General features: G+C 38.7%; 18 protein-coding genes. 7 read left to right on the top strand and 11 right to left on the bottom strand.

Translation table 11 applies throughout. The annotated features are described in order from the left end of the window. The first annotated feature begins 3 nt into the window (after window positions 1-3). Window positions 4-1,047 (top strand): ELM1/GtrOC1 family putative glycosyltransferase, encoded by a 1,044-nt coding sequence (locus HMPREF0013_RS22170; protein WP_005064198.1) that lies wholly within the window; start codon window positions 4-6, stop codon window positions 1,045-1,047. 105 nt (window positions 1,048-1,152) lie between these two features. On the opposite strand, the gene HMPREF0013_RS22165 is transcribed toward HMPREF0013_RS22170, so the two are convergent. The 5 genes from HMPREF0013_RS22165 to HMPREF0013_RS22145 form a co-directional block, all read right to left on the bottom strand. Then, complete coding sequence (locus tag HMPREF0013_RS22165) at window positions 1,153-2,172, bottom strand: glycosyltransferase (RefSeq protein ID WP_005804720.1); 1,020 nt, start codon at window positions 2,170-2,172, stop codon at window positions 1,153-1,155. Between the two features lie 39 nt (window positions 2,173-2,211). Beyond that, window positions 2,212-3,144: a CgeB family protein gene (locus HMPREF0013_RS22160; RefSeq protein WP_002116205.1), complete on the bottom strand. Its 933-nt coding sequence runs from the start codon at window positions 3,142-3,144 to the stop codon at window positions 2,212-2,214. Then, on the bottom strand, window positions 3,144-3,362 hold the full coding sequence (locus HMPREF0013_RS22155; protein ID WP_002116556.1) for a hypothetical protein: 219 nt from the start codon (window positions 3,360-3,362) through the stop codon (window positions 3,144-3,146). Before HMPREF0013_RS22155 ends, HMPREF0013_RS22160 begins: the two co-directional genes overlap by 1 nt. A 147-nt stretch (window positions 3,363-3,509) precedes the next feature. Beyond that, on the bottom strand, window positions 3,510-5,294 hold the full coding sequence (gene aspS, locus HMPREF0013_RS22150) for an aspartate--tRNA ligase (protein ID WP_002116046.1): 1,785 nt from the start codon (window positions 5,292-5,294) through the stop codon (window positions 3,510-3,512). 170 nt (window positions 5,295-5,464) lie between these two features. Beyond that, window positions 5,465-6,229, bottom strand: a complete 765-nt coding sequence (locus tag HMPREF0013_RS22145; protein ID WP_005804718.1) for a DUF4184 family protein — start codon at window positions 6,227-6,229, stop codon at window positions 5,465-5,467. 137 nt (window positions 6,230-6,366) lie between these two features. Here HMPREF0013_RS22145 and znuD point away from each other — a divergent pair, with 137 nt between their 5' ends. Both znuD and HMPREF0013_RS22135 read left to right on the top strand, forming a co-directional pair. Continuing rightward, complete coding sequence (gene znuD / locus HMPREF0013_RS22140) at window positions 6,367-8,442, top strand: zinc piracy TonB-dependent receptor ZnuD (RefSeq protein ID WP_005804717.1); 2,076 nt, start codon at window positions 6,367-6,369, stop codon at window positions 8,440-8,442. Window positions 8,443-8,517: 75 nt separating this feature from the next. Continuing rightward, window positions 8,518-9,981, top strand: a complete 1,464-nt coding sequence (locus tag HMPREF0013_RS22135; RefSeq protein WP_005804716.1) for a phospholipase D family protein — start codon at window positions 8,518-8,520, stop codon at window positions 9,979-9,981. Between the two features lie 249 nt (window positions 9,982-10,230). Here HMPREF0013_RS22135 and HMPREF0013_RS22130 read toward each other — a convergent pair whose 3' ends face one another. After that, the gene (locus tag HMPREF0013_RS22130; RefSeq protein WP_002116392.1) at window positions 10,231-10,677 is read right to left on the bottom strand and encodes a hypothetical protein; all 447 of its coding nucleotides are present in this window, start codon (window positions 10,675-10,677) and stop codon (window positions 10,231-10,233) included. A gap of 165 nt (window positions 10,678-10,842) precedes the next feature. Here HMPREF0013_RS22130 and HMPREF0013_RS22125 point away from each other — a divergent pair, with 165 nt between their 5' ends. Next, the gene (locus HMPREF0013_RS22125; RefSeq protein ID WP_005804715.1) at window positions 10,843-11,226 is read left to right on the top strand and encodes an RcnB family protein; all 384 of its coding nucleotides are present in this window, start codon (window positions 10,843-10,845) and stop codon (window positions 11,224-11,226) included. A 37-nt stretch (window positions 11,227-11,263) separates the two neighbouring features. Here the strand turns inward: HMPREF0013_RS22125 and HMPREF0013_RS22120 are convergent, their stop codons facing one another. Beyond that, the gene (locus tag HMPREF0013_RS22120) at window positions 11,264-11,746 is read right to left on the bottom strand and encodes a phosphate-starvation-inducible protein PsiE (RefSeq protein ID WP_002116490.1); all 483 of its coding nucleotides are present in this window, start codon (window positions 11,744-11,746) and stop codon (window positions 11,264-11,266) included. Between the two features lie 167 nt (window positions 11,747-11,913). Next, window positions 11,914-12,618, bottom strand: coding sequence for a glutathione S-transferase family protein (locus HMPREF0013_RS22115; protein ID WP_005804714.1), 705 nt, complete (start codon window positions 12,616-12,618; stop codon window positions 11,914-11,916). Window positions 12,619-12,741: 123 nt separating this feature from the next. Between HMPREF0013_RS22115 and HMPREF0013_RS22110 the strand changes: the two genes are divergently transcribed. Further along, window positions 12,742-13,620, top strand: coding sequence for a LysR substrate-binding domain-containing protein (locus HMPREF0013_RS22110; protein WP_078210307.1), 879 nt, complete (start codon window positions 12,742-12,744; stop codon window positions 13,618-13,620). A gap of 72 nt (window positions 13,621-13,692) precedes the next feature. Here HMPREF0013_RS22110 and HMPREF0013_RS22105 read toward each other — a convergent pair whose 3' ends face one another. From HMPREF0013_RS22105 to HMPREF0013_RS22095, 3 genes are all read right to left on the bottom strand, one after another. Then, complete coding sequence (locus HMPREF0013_RS22105; RefSeq protein ID WP_005804713.1) at window positions 13,693-15,474, bottom strand: acyl-CoA dehydrogenase C-terminal domain-containing protein; 1,782 nt, start codon at window positions 15,472-15,474, stop codon at window positions 13,693-13,695. A 167-nt stretch (window positions 15,475-15,641) separates the two neighbouring features. After that, on the bottom strand, window positions 15,642-17,444 hold the full coding sequence (locus HMPREF0013_RS22100; protein ID WP_005804712.1) for an acyl-CoA dehydrogenase C-terminal domain-containing protein: 1,803 nt from the start codon (window positions 17,442-17,444) through the stop codon (window positions 15,642-15,644). Window positions 17,445-17,733: 289 nt separating this feature from the next. After that, window positions 17,734-18,111, bottom strand: a complete 378-nt coding sequence (locus HMPREF0013_RS22095; protein WP_005804711.1) for a hypothetical protein — start codon at window positions 18,109-18,111, stop codon at window positions 17,734-17,736. A 132-nt stretch (window positions 18,112-18,243) separates the two neighbouring features. Between HMPREF0013_RS22095 and baeS the strand changes: the two genes are divergently transcribed. Both baeS and HMPREF0013_RS22085 read left to right on the top strand, forming a co-directional pair. Beyond that, a complete protein-coding gene (gene baeS, locus HMPREF0013_RS22090) occupies window positions 18,244-19,902 on the top strand; it encodes a sensor histidine kinase efflux regulator BaeS (protein WP_005064224.1) in 1,659 nt (552 codons plus the stop codon). Between the two features lie 21 nt (window positions 19,903-19,923). Further along, window positions 19,924-20,610, top strand: a complete 687-nt coding sequence (locus HMPREF0013_RS22085) for a response regulator (RefSeq protein WP_002116101.1) — start codon at window positions 19,924-19,926, stop codon at window positions 20,608-20,610. Window positions 20,611-20,671 lie beyond the last annotated feature (61 nt).

Below are 20,671 nucleotides of genomic sequence, written 5' to 3'. Positions count from 1 at the left end.
TTGATGACACAACAAAAGGATTTTATTCTTGCATTGACAGATGGTAAACCTGGTCACGAAACTCAAACTCAGGGAATGGTTCAGCTATTGAATCAACAGAAAAACTATCAAGTGGAATGGATTCAACTAAATTTACCTAAGAAATGGTTATACCGTGTTCTTAAGTTTCTGTCCAATTTTTCAATAAATACTCATTGGTTATGCTATTTCCTTGATATGAAAACTATCAAGTCGTTAGAACAGAAACAAGTTGCATATATTGTATCAGCGGGGGGAAATACCTTGCTCGCCAATTTGTTGTTAAAACAACATTTACGCAATAATCAAGCCATTAAAAATTTAGTAGCGAGTTCATTACGAGGAATTCGTGCTGATTTATTCGATGTGGTATTTACCATTCATGATCAACAAGCTACATTGCCACATTACTTTTACTACCCAGTTGCACCTAATAAAATGTGTGCTTTGCCTTTGACACGTGATCAGGCACGTGAGCATTTAGGAATTCACAGTGCTGAATTAGTGATAGCAGTTCTAATTGGTGCGAATACCAAAACAGTCAAAATCGGTGATGCTGTACAATGGGCAACTGTTTTACAACAGATTCGGTTGCAATATCCAACAGCGAGATTATTAGTTACGACATCGCGTAGAACGTCAGTTAATTTCGAAAAAGAGTTACAAGAGCTTACTGAACAGTACGATATTTTTCAGGCAAATGACTTGCTAACATGGGTTGCACAAGGGCAAAGTTGTGATATTAAAGACTACATTAAAGCAGCTGATTGGATTTTAGCGAGCCCAGACTCAACCTCGATGGTTGCAGAGGTTATTATGTCCGGAAGCAAATTGCTAGTACTTTATGATGAAGTTGCAGTACAGGATGTGGCTATCAAACAACAATTAAACTCCTTAGCTCAACAGCGGTGGTTATATTTATTAAATTTTTTAGATGCTCATCAAATTGTTGAGGCTGTCCAAAAATTAAAAGTACAAGACCATACGGGAGAGATGACTCGAAAATTGAATAATATTTTGGGAAAATAAACTAAATATTTAGATTTTATTTTTTAATAATCGCCAACTTGATCATTCAATATATCAAATTCTAGATAAATTTAAAAAATAAAAAGAGCAGGAATCTCCTCTTTTTTATTTTGTTTGCTTTAATAATGCTTTATAAGGAGCAACGAAGCAAATTGATAAAATAAGTTGTATAAGTAGTTTTAGAATATAAATAGGTACAATGTAGAAAGGTAAAGTCTCCAGCGCTGTTATACAGGTTGGCATAATCCGATTATAATAACGACGACGAATAGCTAAAGAAGCATTTTTTCTTAATTCTTTTGATAGACATCTTTGGTTAATTTGATAAGCCTTATTCGCTTCTGGACGTTGATGGGAATAGGCTTTTAAAAACTGTGACATGCTTTGGCGGAACAAAATGACTTGACGTCTAACTTCAAAATGATCTTTTTTCTTTTTTGCCTGCGCAATAACGCTTGTATTATGATAACGAAAATAGTTTAAACATTCATGAGTAAAAAAAATATCGCCTTGTGTTACGATCTTTGCCCAAATTTCCCAATCGCCAATGAAGCGTAAGCTCGGGTTAGCCCCTCCCACATCAAAGTAAGTTTGTTTTTTGAAAATAACCCCACTCGCATTAGGAATAGTATTTTGAGTATTTAAAAATTTTTCTATATATTCAAGCCCTTTCATTTCAAAGTTGTTTTCGAAAAGTTTTGGGTCTACTTGATCTGTAAAATCTTTCCAAGAACCAGTTATTTCTCCTTTAGCGTTCATTCGATATGATTGGCTATACGCCAGTACTAAATTGTGGTTTTTCTCAAACTGTGGTACTAATTTTTCTAAAAAACGAGGATCTGCTATATCATCGGATTCAGCAATCCAGATCAGCTCTCCTTTCGCTAAATGCATCCCTTTGTTCCATTGGTAGAAGGTGGAGCCTGAATTTTTTTCATTGATAATGCAATGAGAAACTTTAGGATGTTTTCGGTATTTTTCTAAAATTTTAGCGCTATGATCTGGTGACAAATCATCTAAAAGGATTAATTCAAATTGTGAATAGCTTTGATTAAGAATACTATTAATTCTTTCTTCTAAATATTGAGCATGATTATAACTTGGGACAATGATACTAACAAACACTGAGTAGAACCTATAACATGAATACTGGTAACGATACTCTTAAAGCAATAGGTCAACAATCGTATCTATCCTATTTTTATAGGTATGATCTCGTTGAACCTTGTCCATTGCTAGTAAGGGATTAATAGAATTTTCTTTGAGTTTGCTTTGCAGTTCGGAAGGGTCTGAAAAAGTTATAATTTCATTTTCTATGCTGAATGCAAATTCAAGATCTTTTACATATTCACTGACTAAAATGCAACCGCAAGCAGGTGCTTCAAAACAACGCATATTCATGCCTTGTCGTATATTTACTTTATTAATGAGGTTAAGAACATACTTATGTTTACGGTAAAGTTCAGCGACATTGGGTAGACTAATATTATGTGGATGAATAATACTGTCATTTTTTACAAGATTATTCCAGCCTTTACCATAAATAGTAATTGGGAGCGGAATTCGTTCAATTAGTTCTTGTCTGTCAGGAGACCAAGCTCCTACAAATAAAAGTCTGTCATTTTTTTGTTCATCCTTCGGAAAAAAGATTTCAGGATTGTAAGCTAGTGGAAGGTAGATTGAATGATCTAATCCTATATCTTTAGCATCTTTAATAAAACTGAAGTCGGTAAAGCAGTATAAGTCAATAATTTCTTTTGTTTTTTTTAGCCTTGAATCAAAAAAATCTCCGATCCAATGAGCTTTTTTGCATGGAAAGTCAGCTAAAACTTCTAGTAGATAATCATTAAAATAAAAGAGATCGGCAATCAATATTAGATCGGGCTGAAATGTTTGTAACTTTTTCTTTAGTAAATTAGCTGTATATATATCTTTATTTGGTAAAATTTTCTTAAGAAATCGTTCACAGGTATTATTGTGATTTAAAGCAAAGCCTTGAATCACATAATTAGGGTGTCGGTGAGAAGTGGCAAGAATATTTTCGAACCATTGCAATATACCCCCACGTTTACCAAGAATGAGTAATTTCTTTTGCATTACTCTTTGTCCGCATTTCCTTTTAAAACCATATAAATCAATGCAACAAAAATGAGCAATGCACCAACCAAGCTACTTACACAGAAAAATAAAATACGTTGATTTGTAGTCATGTTAAATAATTCATTTGCAAGAATATAGCGCATGAAAAACCATTGTGCGAGGGAGAATACAATCACGACTAAAGCATGTCGACGTACATCAGGGCGCATAGCCATAAAGCTGACCTCTTAATTAAAAGCAGCCTATTATGCCACTGACGTGCTTTTTCGCAAAGCATAGCTTATGAAAATTGAATGTTTGTTTAATACTGTCTAATAAGAAACCCTGCATAAGCAGGGTTTCTTATTGAGAAAATCTAAAAATTATTTAGATTCTTCAGTTTTTGGCTTTTCACGTAGGCGGATACCCAAGTCACGAAGCTGGTTTGCTTCAACAGGAGCAGGTGCTTGAGTAAGTGGACATTCAGCAGTCTTAGTTTTCGGGAACGCAATAACGTCACGAATTGAAGTCGCGCCAGTCATAAGCATAACTAAACGGTCAAGACCAAATGCCAAACCACCGTGAGGAGGAGCACCATAACGAAGCGCGTTAAGTAAGAAGCTGAATTTCTCTTCTGCTTCTTCATCAGAAATACCAAGCGCTTCAAAAATCGCTTTTTGCATTTCTAATGTGTAAATACGAAGTGAACCACCGCCAACTTCAGTACCATTCAATACCATGTCGTAAGCAACAGAAAGTGCTTCACCTGGATTGCTCTTCACGTCTTCTACGCTAGATTTAGGTAGTGTGAATGGGTGGTGAACAGAAGTCCATTTACCATCGTCAGTTTCTTCAAACATTGGGAAGTCAACAACCCAAAGTGGAGCCCACTCACAAGTTGAAAGATTCAAATCGTGACCAATCTTGACACGAAGCGCACCCATTGCGTCATTTACAACTTTAGCTTTATCAGCACCGAAGAATACGATATCGCCATCTTGTGCGCCAACACGTTCCAACAGTTCAAGTACAATCGGTTCAATGAATTTCACGATTGGAGATTGAAGACCTTCAATTCCTTTAGCGAGTTCATTAACTTTAATGTACGCTAAACCTTTAGCACCATAGATGCCAACGAATTTAGTGTATTCATCGATTGCACTACGTGGCAATGAAGCTGCACCAGGAACACGTAAAGCAACAATACGACCTTTAGGATCTTTTGCAGGACCAGCGAATACTTTGAACTCTACTTCTTGCATTAAGTCTGCAACGTCAACGAGTTTCAACGGAATACGCAAATCTGGTTTGTCAGATGCATAGTCACGCATTGCTTCGCTATATGGCATACGGCGGAATTTTTCAAATTTTACGCCAAGCAAGTCGTTAAATAATTTAACAGTCATGCCTTCCATCAAATCCATGATTTCATCGTCGTTTAAGAACGATGTTTCAATGTCGATTTGAGTGAATTCTGGCTGACGGTCAGCACGTAAGTCTTCATCACGGAAACATTTCGCGATTTGGTAGTAACGATCAATACCACCCACCATCAATAATTGTTTAAACAATTGCGGTGATTGTGGAAGTGCGTAGAAGCTACCATTTTGTACACGACTTGGGACTAAATAGTCACGCGCACCTTCAGGAGTTGCACGAGTTAAAATCGGAGTTTCAACGTCTAAGAAACCGTGATCGTCTAAATAATTACGGATCAAGTTAGTTACTTTAGAACGGAAACGTAAGCGATCTAACATTTCGGGACGACGGATGTCCAAGAAACGATATTTTAAACGGTGTTCTTCTGACACGTTAATGGTGTCATCATTTAACGGGAATGGCGGAGTTTCAGAAGCAGCAAGAACTTCGATTTCTTTGCCTAAAACTTCGATTTGACCACTCACCATATTTTGGTTTTCAGTACCTTCATAACGGCGACGAACACGACCTGTAATTTTTAATACATATTCAGAACGTGCTTTATCTGCTGTTGCAAATGCTTCTGGAGTATCTGGGTCAATAACCACTTGAACGAGACCATCACGGTCACGCATATCAAGGAAAATAACACCGCCATGGTCACGGCGACGATGTACCCAACCGCATAGTGTAACGGTCTGGTCGATTTGGGCTTCAGTTAAAGAGCCACAGTAATGAGTTCGCATCATGATGAAGATTATCCAAACTATATTGGCTGAAAGGACGGATGCGTAAACCGCGCACCGTCAAAAAAGTAAGTTTTCGATTATGCCTTGTTGGATGGTTTGTCACAAGAACTAGATCAAAAAACCGCAGAAATTAACCTGAAAATGAGCAATTTGGCAGCGATTTTAGTTATTCATCCCATTCTTTGTTGTCGATCTAAAACCAAGAATAGTAAGCATCCTAAGCTAAAAGTACTTAACCAACCTTGCATGAATTCATTAATAGAACGACCAGTGAAATAATAGGTATCGGCATGCCAAACTTCATGAGGAATGTAGCGGGCATAATCCCAAAAAGAAAATAGGCCTAACAATGTAGATAAAATCAACAGACACCATGCAAAAATTTTAATTTTTTTACTTACTTTCCAGTGTTGTTTATAGCGCTGATAATAGTGAACACACATCCAAACAATAAAAGGTAAAGCAAGAGCAGAGGAGCCTAGCTGTAAAAGACGATGTAAGGGATAAGGGTGTCCCAAAAGATGAACTGTGGTCGCTAATACATCTTTAAATATAAAAGTCCGAAAGTCTGAGTGTGTTAGGCCATCCCAAATTAAATGAGTGGCAATCCCTAAAATAAGCGCGAGTAATGTTCCAATCAAAAATAAAAACATACGTTTTAAAGAGTGGAGGTCAAGATCATGTTGAATGCCCAAAAAACGATAAATTACAGGCCGGTAAAGTAAATACCAAATAGCACAGAATAATAATCCTAATGCAAGATTTGGGTAGAAAAGTCCTTTCCATTGATGTGTCAACATCCCTGACTGCATTGTAAATAAGCGGTAAAGATCGGGTGTCATACTTCCAATTGCTAGAGCTGCAACTGGTAAAGTGTTTCGGCTAAGCTTTGAAAGAGGAGGAGCTATAACGGCATGAGAGATTGTAAAAGGCATTATAAAACAGAGATTACTCACATCATTTAATTGCCCAGTCTAACGAATCAGCCGATTGGAAATGTTTTTTATTGCAAAAAGACTGAAATGTTATAATATAACAAAACAAAAAGGCGTAGCGATCAGAGAATCACCTCATGTTGTTCTATAAAAATATTTTGACCTTATCCATTTTAGCTGTCATATCCGTACCTTCGTTTGCAGCAGAAAGTGAAAATGTTGAAAAGCTAGAAACCATTCGAATTAAGGCTCATCCACTTGAGCAAACGTCACAAGATTTTGCTGTTGCAGATACTGTGGTTGATCAAAAGCATCTGTCGCAAGGCGCTGCTACCATTGGGGATGCACTCAGTAGTGAAGTGGGAATTTACGCGAATCAGTTTGGGGCTGGTTCGAGCCGTCCAGTCATCCGTGGACAAGATGGACCACGTGTTAAAGTTCTTCAAAATTCATCAGAAAATATTGATGTATCGACGTTGTCTCCTGACCACGCCGTCACTGTAGATCCTGTGCTTGCGAAACAAGTCGAAGTTATTCGCGGCCCTTCAACTTTATTGTTTGGTGCGGGGACTGTCGGTGGTTTAGTTAACGTCATTGATAACAAGATCCCTACGCAAATGCCTGAAAATGGTTATGAAGGACAAGTTGGCTTACGTTACAACACTGGAAGTGATGAAAAACTAGCGAGTGTTGGCGTAACTGTTGGCTTGGGCAGCCAAGTTGCTTTACGTGTTGAGGGGTTAACTCGTGATGCGAATAATTATATTGCGCCCAATTATATTCATGAAGGTGAAAAAGAGCGCCGTGTAGACAATACCTTTGCGCAGGGTGATTCAGTTAACGTTGGTTTGTCTTGGATTTATGACCGTGGTTATACGGGTATTTCTTATAGCAACCGTCGGGATCAATATGGCTTACCGGGGCATAGCCATGAATATGAAAGTTGTAGCGCTCATCTAGGTGGAAGACCGCATTTGCATTGTGGAGACCATGAACATGAAGAGGGTGAAGAAGCTCACGATCATGAACATGAAGAACATGAGCACGAACACGGCGGCCCATGGATTGACTTAAAATCTGAGCGTTATGATTTTAAAACTGAGTTAAATGATCCATTTGCAGGCTTCCAAAAGTTACGTGCGCAAGCAAGCTATACTGACTATCAGCATGATGAAATTGAAGAGGGCGCAATTGCAACCCGATTCCAAAACAAAGGCTATGATGGACGCATTGAGTTAGTACATAACCCGATTGCAAGTTGGGAAGGGGTAATTGGCGCACAGTTAGGTCAACAGAAATTAGATTTAACTGGTGAAGAAGCATTTATGGCCCCGACCACTACCAAAAAGTGGAGCGTATTTGCTTTAGAACATAAACAATGGAAAGACGTACATTTTGAGCTTTCTGCCCGTGCAGATCAGCAAGAAATTGATGTAGACGATAATTCTAAACAGGATTTTGATGGCTCGGCATTTTCTTACGCAGGTGCTGCAAATTGGGAGTTTGCACCGAACTATAAACTTTCTTTTGTCGCTTCACATCAGGAACGTTTACCTTTAGCTCAAGAGTTATATGCAAATGGTGGGCACTTTGCGACAAATACTTATGAGTTAGGAAATGATCAACTCAGTAAGGAAAAATCGAATAATGTTGAGTTAGGTTTGCATTTTGATAATAACAAACTTGATTACCATCTTCATGTTTACCATAACTGGTTTGATGACTACATCTATGCGCAAACCCTTGACCGTTATAAAGACTTCCGTTTAGTTCAATATACTCAAGATAAAGCTCGTTTCTATGGTGCAGAGGGTGAAATTGGTTATCAAATTACCCCAATGTACAAGATCAGTGCTTTCGGTGACTATGTACGCGGTAAAATTGATGCAGAGGGTAACGCTCCACGTATTCCAGCGGGACGTTTAGGTACTAAAGTTGATGCAGACTTTGGCGATGGTTTTAGTGGTTCTGCCGAGTACTATCATGTCTTTAACCAAGATAAGATCGCAGCTTACGAGACCGAAACAGAAGGCTATAACATGCTTAATCTTGGCGTGGCATACTCTGGACAATATGGTGCAAAAACAGATTATCGTGTTTATATGAAAGCAAATAACTTGTTGGATGACACGGTTTATCAACATGCTTCATTCTTATCAAATATTCCACAAGTTGGACGTAATTTTACTGTAGGTGTTGATTTTAGTTTCTAAGGTTTTAACACGAAACTAAACTTGAAAAATCAATCCAAAAGACCTAATTTGAAAGCATCAAGTTAGGTCTTTTTTATGCGTATTTTTCAACGAATTCATCAAAAAATAAATTGGTCAGGGCGTCGTTATATGGCGGTATTACTTTGCGTTGTTGCTATTGCATATCTTGCATCAGCGATTTACCACACAGTAAAACCATTACCACAAGGGATTAACTTTAGTGGCAAGCTTAGACATGCCGATGTCAAATTTTTAGCAGACAAAACTTATCTTGATGCAAAAGGACAACAGCAGGTTGACCAGCATATTTTTGATGAAATTTTGAAAATGATTGATGAGGCAAAAACCACGATTGTGGTGGATATGTTCTTGTTTAATTCAGAAGTGGGTGACTCAAAACTCAAGCAAAGACCATTAATGCAAGAGCTAACCGATGCATTAGTAAGTAAGAAAAGACAGAACCGCCAAATTCAGATCGTTATGATTACCGACCCGATTAACTCGGTTTATGGTGGTATCAGCCCTGAACACTACCGTCAGTTACGTCAGGCAGGTGTTGATGTGATTGAAACGAATTTAGCCCCTTTACGAGCTTCTAACCCATTCTGGTCAGGCTTCTGGTACATCTGCTGTCAAAATATTGGTAATAACCCTGAAAAGGGCTGGTTACCGAATCCATTCGGTGATGAAAAAATTACACTGCGCAGCTATCTAAACTTATTTAATTTTAAGGCCAATCACCGTAAGACTGTTGTGGTCGATACCGATGCTGGTTGGAAGTCATTGGTGACCTCAGCAAATCCACACGATGGTAGTTCTAGACACTCTAATGTCGCGTTGGTTGTAACAGGGGCAACAGCTGCTGATGTTCTCCAAACTGAAGCTGCCGTTGCACAAATGTCAGGCAGTAGCTCTCCATCGCTCATTTTAGGTGACTTTGAAAAAGACGTTAGCAAGCCTCAAGTGCAGGTGTTAACTGAAGGCGCAATCTATGAAGCTGTATTAAAATTAATTAATACGGCTAAACCTAAAGAACATCTTGATTTAAGTATGTTCTATTTGTCTGAACGTAAGATTATTAAAGCTCTAAAAAGTGCTCAAGAACGAGGTGTTATTGTTCGTGTTTTACTTGATCCAAATAAAGATGCATTTGGTCGACAAAAGAATGGTATTCCAAACCGTCAGGTGGCTTCAGAGTTGCATGCTGTCGGTATTCCAATCCGTTGGTGTGATACTCATGGCGAGCAGAACCATAGCAAAATGATCTTGAAATATAACGCCCAACACGCTGAGTTGATTGTAGGATCCGCCAACTTTACGGCCCGTAATTTAAAAAATTACAACCTTGAAACGGATATGTTGGTCATTGGCAAAGTTCAAGATCAAGTTTTTAAAGATGCGCAAGATTACTTCAATACCTCGTGGTCAAACCTAAAAGATAGACAGATGAGCGTGGATTACGCGAAGTATGCAGATGAGTCTAAAGTGAAGTATTGGATTTATCGTTTTATGGAATGGTCAGGGTTATCGACTTTTTAATCACTATCTTTGGAGTTTTCCAAAAATGGCTTGTGCCTAGAGTCATCCACAACCTGCCCAAAATCTGAGATTAAATTGTTTTTGCAATAAAATTAGATAAGCGAAAACAGTGAACAGGTTTTGTGGATGACAAATGCTTTTGGTTACTTTGGGCGAAACCAAAGTAACGAATTAGCTACTACAAATAGAAATTAAAGCGGTAAGACCCTGTCGTGCTAATTAAAAATAGAAAATAAAACTTTGAATATTTTAAGGCGCTGGCGGAATCAATTGATCCAACGCTTTATCATCTAACTTTTCTATTTCACTCAAATCCGTCTTAATTTTCCACTGCGACTCATCGTCAACAGGATTCGGCAAACGCGCTTCAAGCCAATCACAAACCACATCCGGAGAGAATTCAGGATGATTACATTGAATAATCCATGATAAAAAGTCTTTCGCTTCACCGTTCATATAAGGTGGTGGTGAAACAGGAAAGAATAATGTGGGTAGGCGTTCATTCGTCGATAGATAATTTAAAACATGACCTAGTTCTTGAACTGTTTGCCATGCAAGCGCATGCTCTACGTCAATACTGAACTTAAACCACCAAGCATGTTCGCCATCTGCTCCATGAGCCATAATACGGGCTTCTTGTACACTTGGAACTTTGCAAAAAAATTGATGAAGACGCTCAAAACTGATTTCAGACACAGCAATTGACCTAGTTTGAAAAATGCTAATGGTAGCACAGATACAGATTCTTCATATTTTCTTTATAGTCATTACAAAGTTTAGCAATCAAAGCGGTTTTATTCATGGTTTCTCCTTGAGTCTCTTTTAATCTAGCTTCATATCAAGATTAAAAGGAAATAGGCCATGAAAAAGCCAATCGTTCTTGTACTTTCAACATTAATGTTAGGTATATCAGCTACCGCGATGGCCGATTCTGGACACCGTTGGAACAATGACCATGGCAAAAACTATGATCGATATGAGCATCGTGATGACCGCCGTCATGATTATCGTAATGATCACCGAGCACCAGTTTGGTCAAATGCTGATCGTGGTAAGCATTATGGTAACTATGTTGCTTTTAAACGTGGTGAACGTATTCCTACCCAATATCGCCATAGCCGTTATTATGTTTCGGACTGGAGAGCGCACCGTTTATACGCGCCACCACGTGGATACCACTGGGTTAAAACCCCTAATCAATACTTATTAGTAGACTCAAGACATAACATTTACCGAGTTCGTTAAATGTAAAAATAGAAAGGCCTCGATATTGAGGCCTTTTTTATGCCAACTCGTCATCTTGCGGTTGAGGGGTTTTCAAATTATTAGAAGTTTTTGCATGTTTCTCTTTCATCACTGATGGGTAGTGCCATGAAGCAAATCGAACGACTAAAATAGATAAGGCTAAAATCAAAATTGAGCCCGTAATAATGACTTGATCGATATCCGCTTTATGATCATGTTGAATATCTGAAATGAGTAGACGGGTTAAGGCCGTAATCGCGACATAAATAAGAAATCGTACAGGCATGTGATTGGTTTTAAAGTAAATTCCAACCATTGCTCCAAGCTCTAAGTAAATAAATAATAATAAAATATCATCAATTGAAGCATACTTTTTGACGGTCAGAATTTCAAAAACCGTATTGGCTGCCGACCATGCCACCATACACCCGATAATAAATAAGGCTAAATAATGGAAGGCTTCTACGGCGTAATGTCCGAAACGGTCAAGTATTCGTTCGTATTTTTTAGGATCAGGCATAATAAGATCTTTTGTTCACTTCGTAATGTTTAGAAATTAAACAAATTTTGTGCCAATGGAAATAGTAAATACAAAATAAAAAAACGCCTGATTATTCAGGCGATTTTATGAAGATTTAATTCAACTCAGGTAGTAAGGTGATATCCACTATAATTACAAAGACTATTTCAATTTTTATATTGTTGAATGACATCTTCAAATGCAATATGGCCTAAAAAGTTACCTGTACTCTTTACGGATTGTTCTTGTTCTATTGCATGCGCAAATTTAACCGCCGCTTCATTTTGTAATTGTTCATAAAGTCGTTTGCAGTTTGGAAATTGATCAATATCAATAACATTATGATATTTCAACCATCGTGCGATACCTGCGTAGTATCCGTCTACAAAAGACAATTGATCGCCCATTAGCCAAGTTTGATTTATCAGGCTATTTTCTAAAGCGGTAAATGCTTTTTTAACTTGGACTGCTCCATATTCACGTAATGCTTGTTTATCACTTTCTGATGAAGAATATTCAAGACTATACCAGAGAGGGCTAAATGCATTGAATAAAGTCGTATTCAAAAAAGCTAGTTTCTGATTAAAGAGATTAAATTGTTCTGTTCCTTGTTCATAATGAAAAGCCGCATTCAGGCTTTTTGCCATGACATGGTTCAAGATAGCCATGCTTTCCGTTAAAACTTTACCATTATCGTAGAGCAGTGCAGGCGTTTCACCCATTGGATTAATTCTGCGGTATTCCTCGGTATTACACTGAGCCGGCATCTCAATTCTACAGAGTTGATAAGGTAAACCTGACCATTCCAAGGCAACAATTGAACCAAATGAGCAGCCAGAAGGGACGCCATAAAATAAAGTGAAAGTTGACATGATGATTACTCTTTTTTGATATGTAAAATCATCATAAGTCGACAGAAAAGTTTCTAGTAGTCAGGTATTATGAAACTTATTGTCTACATATATGGACATTGAATAATGCTACTTAGACAAAACTTGAATGATGTTTATCTCTTTGTTGTTGCTGTAGAGCATCAAGGATTTTCTGCCGCAGCTAAACAGCTCAATTTACCTAAATCAACTATTAGTAAGCGTGTTGCAATATTAGAAAATAAGCTGGGCTTAACGTTAATTCATCGTAGTTCACGTAGTTTTGTCTTAAGCGAATCAGGAAAACTGTTTTATCAACATGCCAAAAATGCAGTAGATGAGTTTCGTTATGCAGAAGAAAATCTATTAATACAACAACAAGAACCAAGTGGTGTAGTCAGGCTCAGTGCTTCTGTGCCCATTGCTCAGTATCTTCTATCTGATTGTTTGCCTGAACTTGCAGAACGTTATCCTAAGTTGTTATTACAAGTAGAGGTAACTGATCGTTACGTTGATGTTATGAGCGAAAACTTTGATATTGTGATCCGTAGTCATTTTCAACCACTGCCGGATTCTGGATTAATTCAACGTGTACTTAAAAATGACAAAATTATTGCTGTTGCAGCATCTACATATTTAAAGAAAACGGCTCCTATACATACACCAGAAGATTTGCTTAAACACGAAGGCTTATGGCCTGAATTGCAAATGAATCCATGGCATTTTCAAAATATAAATGGTCAGAAAGAGATAGTACGTCCAAACATCCGCTTTGTAGCAAATGAGTCGGAGATCTTAAAGGGGGCTGCAAAAAGGGGATTGGGTATTACGCTTTTACCTGAAACTTTTTGTATGAATGAACTATCTGAGGGTAGCTTAATTCATGTTTTGCCAGACTGGTCTGCTGGTAGCGTAACGACAAGTTTATTGATGTTGACAAGACGAGGGCTTTTACCCAGTGTCAATATTACTGCTGACTTCTTGGTCGAGAAATTAAAAACTTAAAAGTTATCTATCTTTTATGATTAGAAATAAAAAACGCCTGATTATTCAGGCGTTTTTTTATAAAGAACTTAATTAAGCTTGATTTGTAAAGTAATCTTCACTAAAGCCCATAATTAAGTCAGAACCAGCTTTGATTTTAGCAATACGTGCATCAATATCCGGCAAGATACGTTCAACAAAGTACTGAGCCAAAGCAAGTTTGTTTTGGTAGAAATCACCAGACTTATCTTTAGCAGCGGCAGCAATTTTTGCAAACATGTATGAGAAGCTGAGTAAACCAACCGCATGTAAATAATCAACCGCAGCTGAGTTCGGGAACTCTACATTTTCAGCAGCTTGCTCAATAATAAACTGAGTGATTGCTTCAATTTCAGTTGCAGCATCTAAAGTTGCATCTTTAATGAAGTTCAAGTCAGTGTCTAGGTCATTTGCAAAGTCACGGATTTCAGTGATGTATTCAGCAATGAATGCACCGCCACATTTAATGGTTTTACGACCAATTAAATCTTGAGATTGAACGCCGTTGGTTCCTTCGTAGATTTGAGCAATGCGAAGGTCACGAATACATTGTTCCATACCCCATTCACGGATATAGCCGTGACCACCAAATACCATTTGAGCATCTAAAGTTGCTTGGAATGCTGTATCTGTGAGGTAAGCTTTTGCAATTGGAGTTAAAAGCGCAACGCGGTCATTGGCTTTTTTCACTGCTGCTGCATCAGTTGAGAATTTAGTAATATCGAGTTGTTGACCTACATAGACAGCAAATGCACGAGATACTTCATTATTGGCACGTACATTTAACAACATACGACGTACATCACCATGCACTAAAATGCTGTCAGCAGGTTTGTTTGGTGATTGAACACCAGCTGCACTACGACCTTGTAAACGGTCAGTCGCGTATTGAGCAGCATTTTGATAAGCAAATTCAGATGCACCTAAACCTTGAATACCCATTGATAAACGTTCGTAGTTCATCATCACGAACATTGCAGCAAGGCCTTCGTTTTCTTTACCAACGAGGTAACCTTTAGCTCCATCAAAGTTCATCACACAAGTTGCAGATGCTTTGATACCCATCTTATGTTCAATAGAACCTGGGCCAACATGGTTACGGTCGCCTAAAGAACCATCTTCATTTACAAGGTATTTCGGTACGATAAATAACGAGATACCACGTGAACCAGCAGGGGCATCTGGAGTTTTAGCAAGTACCAAGTGAATGATGTTTTCTGCTAAATCGTTGTCACCGCCAGTAATGAAAATTTTAGTACCTGTAATGTTATAAGTACCGTCTTCATTACGTTCTGCTTTAGTTTTGATAATCCCTAAGTCAGTACCTGCATGTGGCTCGGTTAAGCACATGGTACCTGACCATTCACCTGAATAAATCTTAGGTAAATAAGTTTCTTTTTGTTCTTGAGATGCGTAGCTGCTTAAAGCCATACCAGCACCTACTGAAAGTAGCGGGTAAAGCATGAAGGATGGGTTAGTCGCAAATAACATTTCATCAGAAAGAACGGTGAGCATTTTTGGCATGCCTTGACCGCCCCATTCTTCATCGGCACCTAATCCAATCCAACCACCTTCTGCATATTGACGAAATGCATCTTTAAAACCAGCTGGTGTGAATACTTCGCCGTTTTCATAGCGAGCACCTTCTTCGTCACCGGTACGGTTTAATGGATGAGTCACGTTCTGAGCAAATTTAGCCATTTCTTCTAAAATTGCTTCAGCTGTTGCAGCATCTACATGAGCGAGTTTCTCATTAGACTGCCAAAATTGTTCTGCTTTAAATACATCATTTAAGATGAATTTCATATCAGCTAAAGGAGCATTGTAAATTGGCATAATCGTTCACCTTTTTTGTGCACATTGGCCTGTGCTAGATATCCTGTAAAACGAAATGGATATGGAATTTAAAGTGTAAATTTATCATTGATTTTATAAAAAAAGGACCGTCAAAACTGAGCAGTCCTTTTTTGTTTTTTAACATTGCATATCGCAACTAACTATGGTTAGAAAGCGAAATGTTCAGCGTCTAATGACATTAATGGATCTAGACCACCAGCGATCACATCTACGTGAGAACGTACACGTGGCAAGATTTTCTTGAAGTAGAAACGAGCAGTAGTTACTTTCGCATTGTAGAAGTCAACATCGGTTGTACCTTCTGCCAATTTCTCTTGTGCTACAAGCGCCATACGAGCCCATAGGTAAGCTAAAGTGATATAACCTGCGAAGTATAGGTAATCTACAGCAGCAGCACCGACTTCATCTGGGTTTTGCATCGCACGCATACCGATTTGCATAGTAAGATCGCCCCATTCTTTGTTAAGCGCCGCAAGCGGTTCAACAAATTCTTTCATAGCAGCGTTGTCTTTGTTTGCTTCTACGAATTTATGGATGATCTTAGTGAAGTCACGTAGCATTGCACCTTGAGTTTGCAATACTTTACGACCTAACAAATCAAGTGCTTGGATTTCAGTTGTACCTTCATACAAGCAAGCAATACGTGTATCACGTACGATTTGCTCCATGCCATGCTCAGAAATAAAACCATGACCACCGAAGACTTGTACACCGTGCTTAGCAGATTCAGAACCTGTTTCAGTTAAGAATGCTTTTGCAATTGGAGTCAATAAAGACAAGATGTTGTCAGCAAACTTACGCTCTTCTTCAGTTTCGCCTTTTTCAACGATATCTGCGTATTGAGCAAGTAAGTAAACAAGGGCACGACCGCCTTCAGCAAACGCTTTTTGAGTTAAAAGCATGTTACGAACAGCAGGGTGAACGATAATAGGATCTGCTTCTTTTTCTGGAGCTTTAGGACCAGAAAGTGAACGCATTGCTAAACGTTCTTTCGCGTAAGTCAACGCACCTTGGAAAGATGACTCAGACGCTGCTAAACCTTGAACAGCAGTACCAATACGTGCTGTGTTCATGAAGGTGAACATACAGTTCAAACCACGGTTTTCAGGTCCAATCAAGTAACCTTTAGCTTGGTCAAAGTTAATGACACAAGTTGCGTTACCATGAATACCCATTTTGTGTTCGATAGAACCACAACGTACCGCATTACGTTCGCCAATAGATCCATCTGCATTTACATTGAATTTAGGAACGATGAATAATGAGATACCTTTAGTACCTTTGGGTGCACCAGGTAGGCGAGCAAGAACGATATGGATGATATTCTCAGCCATGTCATGTTCACCAGCAGAGATAAAGATTTTCTCGCCAGAGATTGCATAGCTACCATCAGCATTTGGTTCTGCTTTAGTACGGATAATACCTAAATCTGAACCTGCATGAGACTCAGTTAAGCACATCGTACCTGTCCAAACACCTGAAACAAGGTTTGGTAAATAAGTATTTTTTTGTTCATCAGAACCGTGATGTTCTAATGTACGTACAGCTCCGTGAGACAAGCCTGGGTACATGCCCCATGCCCAGTTAGAGCTACCTACCATTTCAGAAATTGCGATACCTAAAGAGTTAGGTAAGGCCTGACCACCGTATTGTTCTTCTGCTGATAAAGACGGAAAGCCAAGTTCAATATATTTTTGATAAGCTTCTTTAAAGCCTGTTGGAGTAGTGACTACGCCATCATTCCAAGTACAACCTTCGCGGTCGCCAACTTGGTTTAAAGGAGAAAGTTCATTTTCACAGAAATCCGCCGCAGCTTCTAAATATTGATCAACCAATTCACGGCTTACGTTACCTTGGAAATCAGGTAATTTTGCATAGTGTTCTTCAGCATTTAATAATTCATGCAAAACGAATTGCATATCACGTAAGGGCGCTTTGTATTGTGGCATATCGGGTTCCTCAATACTGGTGAAACCAGAGTTATAATCTTAATCTATGATAATGTGCCATGAGGCACCTTGGACTATTACATCGTGCAACAACTTGCATAACTGTACAAGCACCTCAGGACCTTTACTTTGTGACTGCAAAGTCAAGAAAAAAATGCTGAAACTATGTAAGTGCTTTGAGTGTAAATACTTTTGGTTATGTTTATATGATACAAATAGTCAAAATCGTAAACACTTATGTATAAACAAAAGGCGCCTATAGGCGCCTTTTGTTTTATGATTTTTAGAATTATTTTGCTTGAACTGGTGCAGGAGCAGGGGCATTAACAGGTGGTTGAGGGCGTTTAGGTTCAAAACGAAGGTTACAAGTCCCTTCAAGTGTCTTATCCCCAACTTGAACACTTACGGGTTGTCCATTGGCCTTACCATCACATGCTTTTTGAATTTGTTCAAAGCGAGCTTTACGTTCTGCGCGGTGCTGTTCCCATGCAGCTTTTTGTTCTGGAGTAAATTCACGGTGCTTCATACGGTGGTGCCCCTCACGTGGGCCATCTTGCATCATTCCATGCTCTGGTTTAGGTGGTTGAGTTGTCGATTGACACGCAGCCAAACTTCCCATTGTTACAATTGCCGCACTGAATAATGCAATTTTTGCCGTCATTTTCATATCTAAAGCCCTTTGATGTTGTGTTTACTGATGGGTTAAAGATTAGATAATAAAGATGTAGAAACAATGGAGAGTTTTTCTTTTCGTTGTTGGTTACAATGCAAAATATAGCGTAAAAATGAGAGAGTGCTTTTGAACGTTCTACGTGTTCCCATTGCATTACGGTTATTTTTGACAGTCTTGCTCACCACATTGCTTATTGCGACTGCAAGCTTGAGCGTTTTGCACTGGACAATGCAAAAGAACTTTGCCAAATATGTAGCTGACGTTGAAATGCAGAAACTAGACCGCCTCATTACCAATCTTGGCGATGTCTATACGGTGTACCATGATTGGGGGAATGCGATTCAGGCACAGATTTTACAAATCGAAGGAACCGCGGCTCCCGATGACTATGATCGTCTCTCGCAGTGGTGGCTTCGTCGTCAATATGACATTGCCATACAGCAGCATTCTTTTGATGAACACGCGCTCATTAATATTTCACCGCAAGTTGCACCGACAAATAAAAATACTATTTTTAGTGATGAGGAATTAAGAGCACTCGAGCAAAATTTACCTTCCCAGTATCAACCCTTTGAAGGGCTACGTTTCCCTTTAAGCGCAAATCAGTTTCGCCCAAGTGATGATAAAAATAAATCAAAGAAGGGAAGCTTAAAAGATATTGAAACCCAAAATGGGAAGAAACGTTTTATCGCTTTACCAGACCGTTTAGGATTGAGTTCGCGTTTATCTCTATATGATGCACAGCACCAGTTTGTGGTAGGTGAACCGCCTTCATCAGATCAGATGTCATTTCGCCCGATTATTTTAAATAATAAAGTCGTGGGATATTTAGGTTTAAAGCCTGTTTTAGATAAAGAAGACGCTTTGAGTATTAATTTCTTTAGTAATCAAAAGCGTTATTTACTCTTAATCTATGCTTTAACCTTACTATCAAGTTTAGTTGCAGCACTGTTAATGGCGACTTATTTTAAAAAGCCAATTCAGCGTTTATTAAATGCAACTAATGAATTAACCAAAGGAAATTATCAACACCAAGTGGTCATTAAGCGAAATGATGAGCTAGGTGATTTATCAACCCAGTTGAACCATTTGGCAGAGATTTTACATCAGCATGAAGAGTCACGACGACAATGGGTGGCTGATACTTCTCATGAATTAAAAACGCCTTTGGCTGTATTGCAAGCACAAATTGAAGCTATGCAGGACGGGATCCGAAAAGCCACACCTGAACATTTAGATGCAATGATGCGTCAGGTTTCAAGCTTGAAAAAATTGACCCAAGACCTTGCAGACTTGGCACAGGCAGATGCTCAGCAGCTTAAGTGTTATTTGAGCTCTGTAAATCCATGGGAAGTGGTACTACAAGAAGTTGAAAACTTTAAACCCAAACTTGAGCAGGCTGGTCTCGAAATTCAGGTTGAAGGAACAAGTTCTCCGCTATTATTAGACCGTGATCGGTTTAAACAGATTATTGTTAATTTAATTAGTAATAGTATTCGTTACACAGAAACAGGTGGCAAAATTCATATTCATACAAGTCAGACTCCTCAAGAGTGGACGTTATATGTCGATGATAGTCCTTATGGTTTAAGTGATGAGCAGTTATCCCGTTTAGGTGAACGTTTCTATCGCGTAGATGATTCGCGTACGCGTAGTACAGGTGGAACAGGGCTGGGCTTAGCTTTGTCTTGTAAGATTGCGCAGGCGCTTGGTGGTACACTCAGTTTTGAACATTCACCATTAGGTGGTTTACGTTGTGTACTTACTTTTAAAAAGCAGAGTTAAATATAAAAGGAAAAATATCTCATGAAACATGTGATGTTGGTTGAAGATGAAGTCGAATTGGCGCATTTGGTGCGTGATTATCTTGAAGCTGCCGGTTTTGAAGTAAGTATGTTTCATGATGGTCAAGATGCCTATGCGAGTTTCCAGCAACGTAAACCAAATTTGATGATTCTGGACCTAATGGTTCCACGAATGGATGGTTTAACGATTTGCCGTAAAGTTCGTGAACAATCAGATTTACCGATTATTATGGTCACTGCCCGTACCGAAGAAATTGACCGAGTATTAGGTCTTAACATGGGGGCTGATGATTACGTATGTAAACCATTTAGCCCAAAAGAGTTGGTGGCTCGTGTACAAGCTGTTTTACGCCGTTTAGAGCGTAAGGCAGAGCCTGAGCAAAATGATTCTTTCCGCATCGATAAAGCACAACAAAGAATTTGGTATCAACAAAAATCGTTGAGCTTAACGCCAACCGAATTTCGCTTACTTGAGCTATTTTTAGAGCATGTGGGGCAAGTTTATTCACGTGCACAATTATTGGATCACATTAATCCGGACAGCTTTGATGTTGCCGATCGTGTGATTGACAGCCATATCAAAAACTTGCGCCGAAAAATTAGTGAAGCGGCTGAAACTGGTAACCGTCATGAATGGATTCAAGCCGTTTATGGTGTAGGTTATCGCTTCGAATATCCTGAAGAGTAAGTCTTCATAAAAGTTATTCTGTGGATAACCACAATGTTATCCACAGAAAATGTGGATAGTT

Source organism: Acinetobacter sp. SH024 (assembly GCF_000163635.1).
GTDB classification, from domain to species: Bacteria; Pseudomonadota; Gammaproteobacteria; order Pseudomonadales; family Moraxellaceae; genus Acinetobacter; species Acinetobacter pittii.
This window is presented reverse-complemented; position numbering and strand designations above follow the sequence as displayed.

What these genes read in the sequence shown, in the direction of transcription:
- aspS (WP_002116046.1), bottom strand. Translation starts at nt 5,294, where the DNA reads ATGATGCGAACTCATTACTGTGGCTCTTTAACTGAAGCCCAAATCGAC.
- HMPREF0013_RS22155 (WP_002116556.1), bottom strand. Translation starts at nt 3,362, where the DNA reads ATGGCTATGCGCCCTGATGTACGTCGACATGCTTTAGTCGTGATTGTA.
- HMPREF0013_RS22105 (WP_005804713.1), bottom strand. Translation starts at nt 15,474, where the DNA reads ATGCCAATTTACAATGCTCCTTTAGCTGATATGAAATTCATCTTAAAT.
- HMPREF0013_RS22160 (WP_002116205.1), bottom strand. Translation starts at nt 3,144, where the DNA reads ATGCAAAAGAAATTACTCATTCTTGGTAAACGTGGGGGTATATTGCAA.
- HMPREF0013_RS22170 (WP_005064198.1), top strand. Translation starts at nt 4, where the DNA reads ATGACACAACAAAAGGATTTTATTCTTGCATTGACAGATGGTAAACCT.
- HMPREF0013_RS22085 (WP_002116101.1), top strand. Translation starts at nt 19,924, where the DNA reads ATGAAACATGTGATGTTGGTTGAAGATGAAGTCGAATTGGCGCATTTG.
- HMPREF0013_RS22100 (WP_005804712.1), bottom strand. Translation starts at nt 17,444, where the DNA reads ATGCCACAATACAAAGCGCCCTTACGTGATATGCAATTCGTTTTGCAT.
- HMPREF0013_RS22145 (WP_005804718.1), bottom strand. Translation starts at nt 6,229, where the DNA reads ATGCCTTTTACAATCTCTCATGCCGTTATAGCTCCTCCTCTTTCAAAG.
- HMPREF0013_RS22135 (WP_005804716.1), top strand. Translation starts at nt 8,518, where the DNA reads ATGCGTATTTTTCAACGAATTCATCAAAAAATAAATTGGTCAGGGCGT.
- HMPREF0013_RS22095 (WP_005804711.1), bottom strand. Translation starts at nt 18,111, where the DNA reads ATGAAAATGACGGCAAAAATTGCATTATTCAGTGCGGCAATTGTAACA.
- znuD (WP_005804717.1), top strand. Translation starts at nt 6,367, where the DNA reads ATGTTGTTCTATAAAAATATTTTGACCTTATCCATTTTAGCTGTCATA.
- HMPREF0013_RS22115 (WP_005804714.1), bottom strand. Translation starts at nt 12,618, where the DNA reads ATGTCAACTTTCACTTTATTTTATGGCGTCCCTTCTGGCTGCTCATTT.
- HMPREF0013_RS22125 (WP_005804715.1), top strand. Translation starts at nt 10,843, where the DNA reads ATGAAAAAGCCAATCGTTCTTGTACTTTCAACATTAATGTTAGGTATA.
- HMPREF0013_RS22120 (WP_002116490.1), bottom strand. Translation starts at nt 11,746, where the DNA reads ATGCCTGATCCTAAAAAATACGAACGAATACTTGACCGTTTCGGACAT.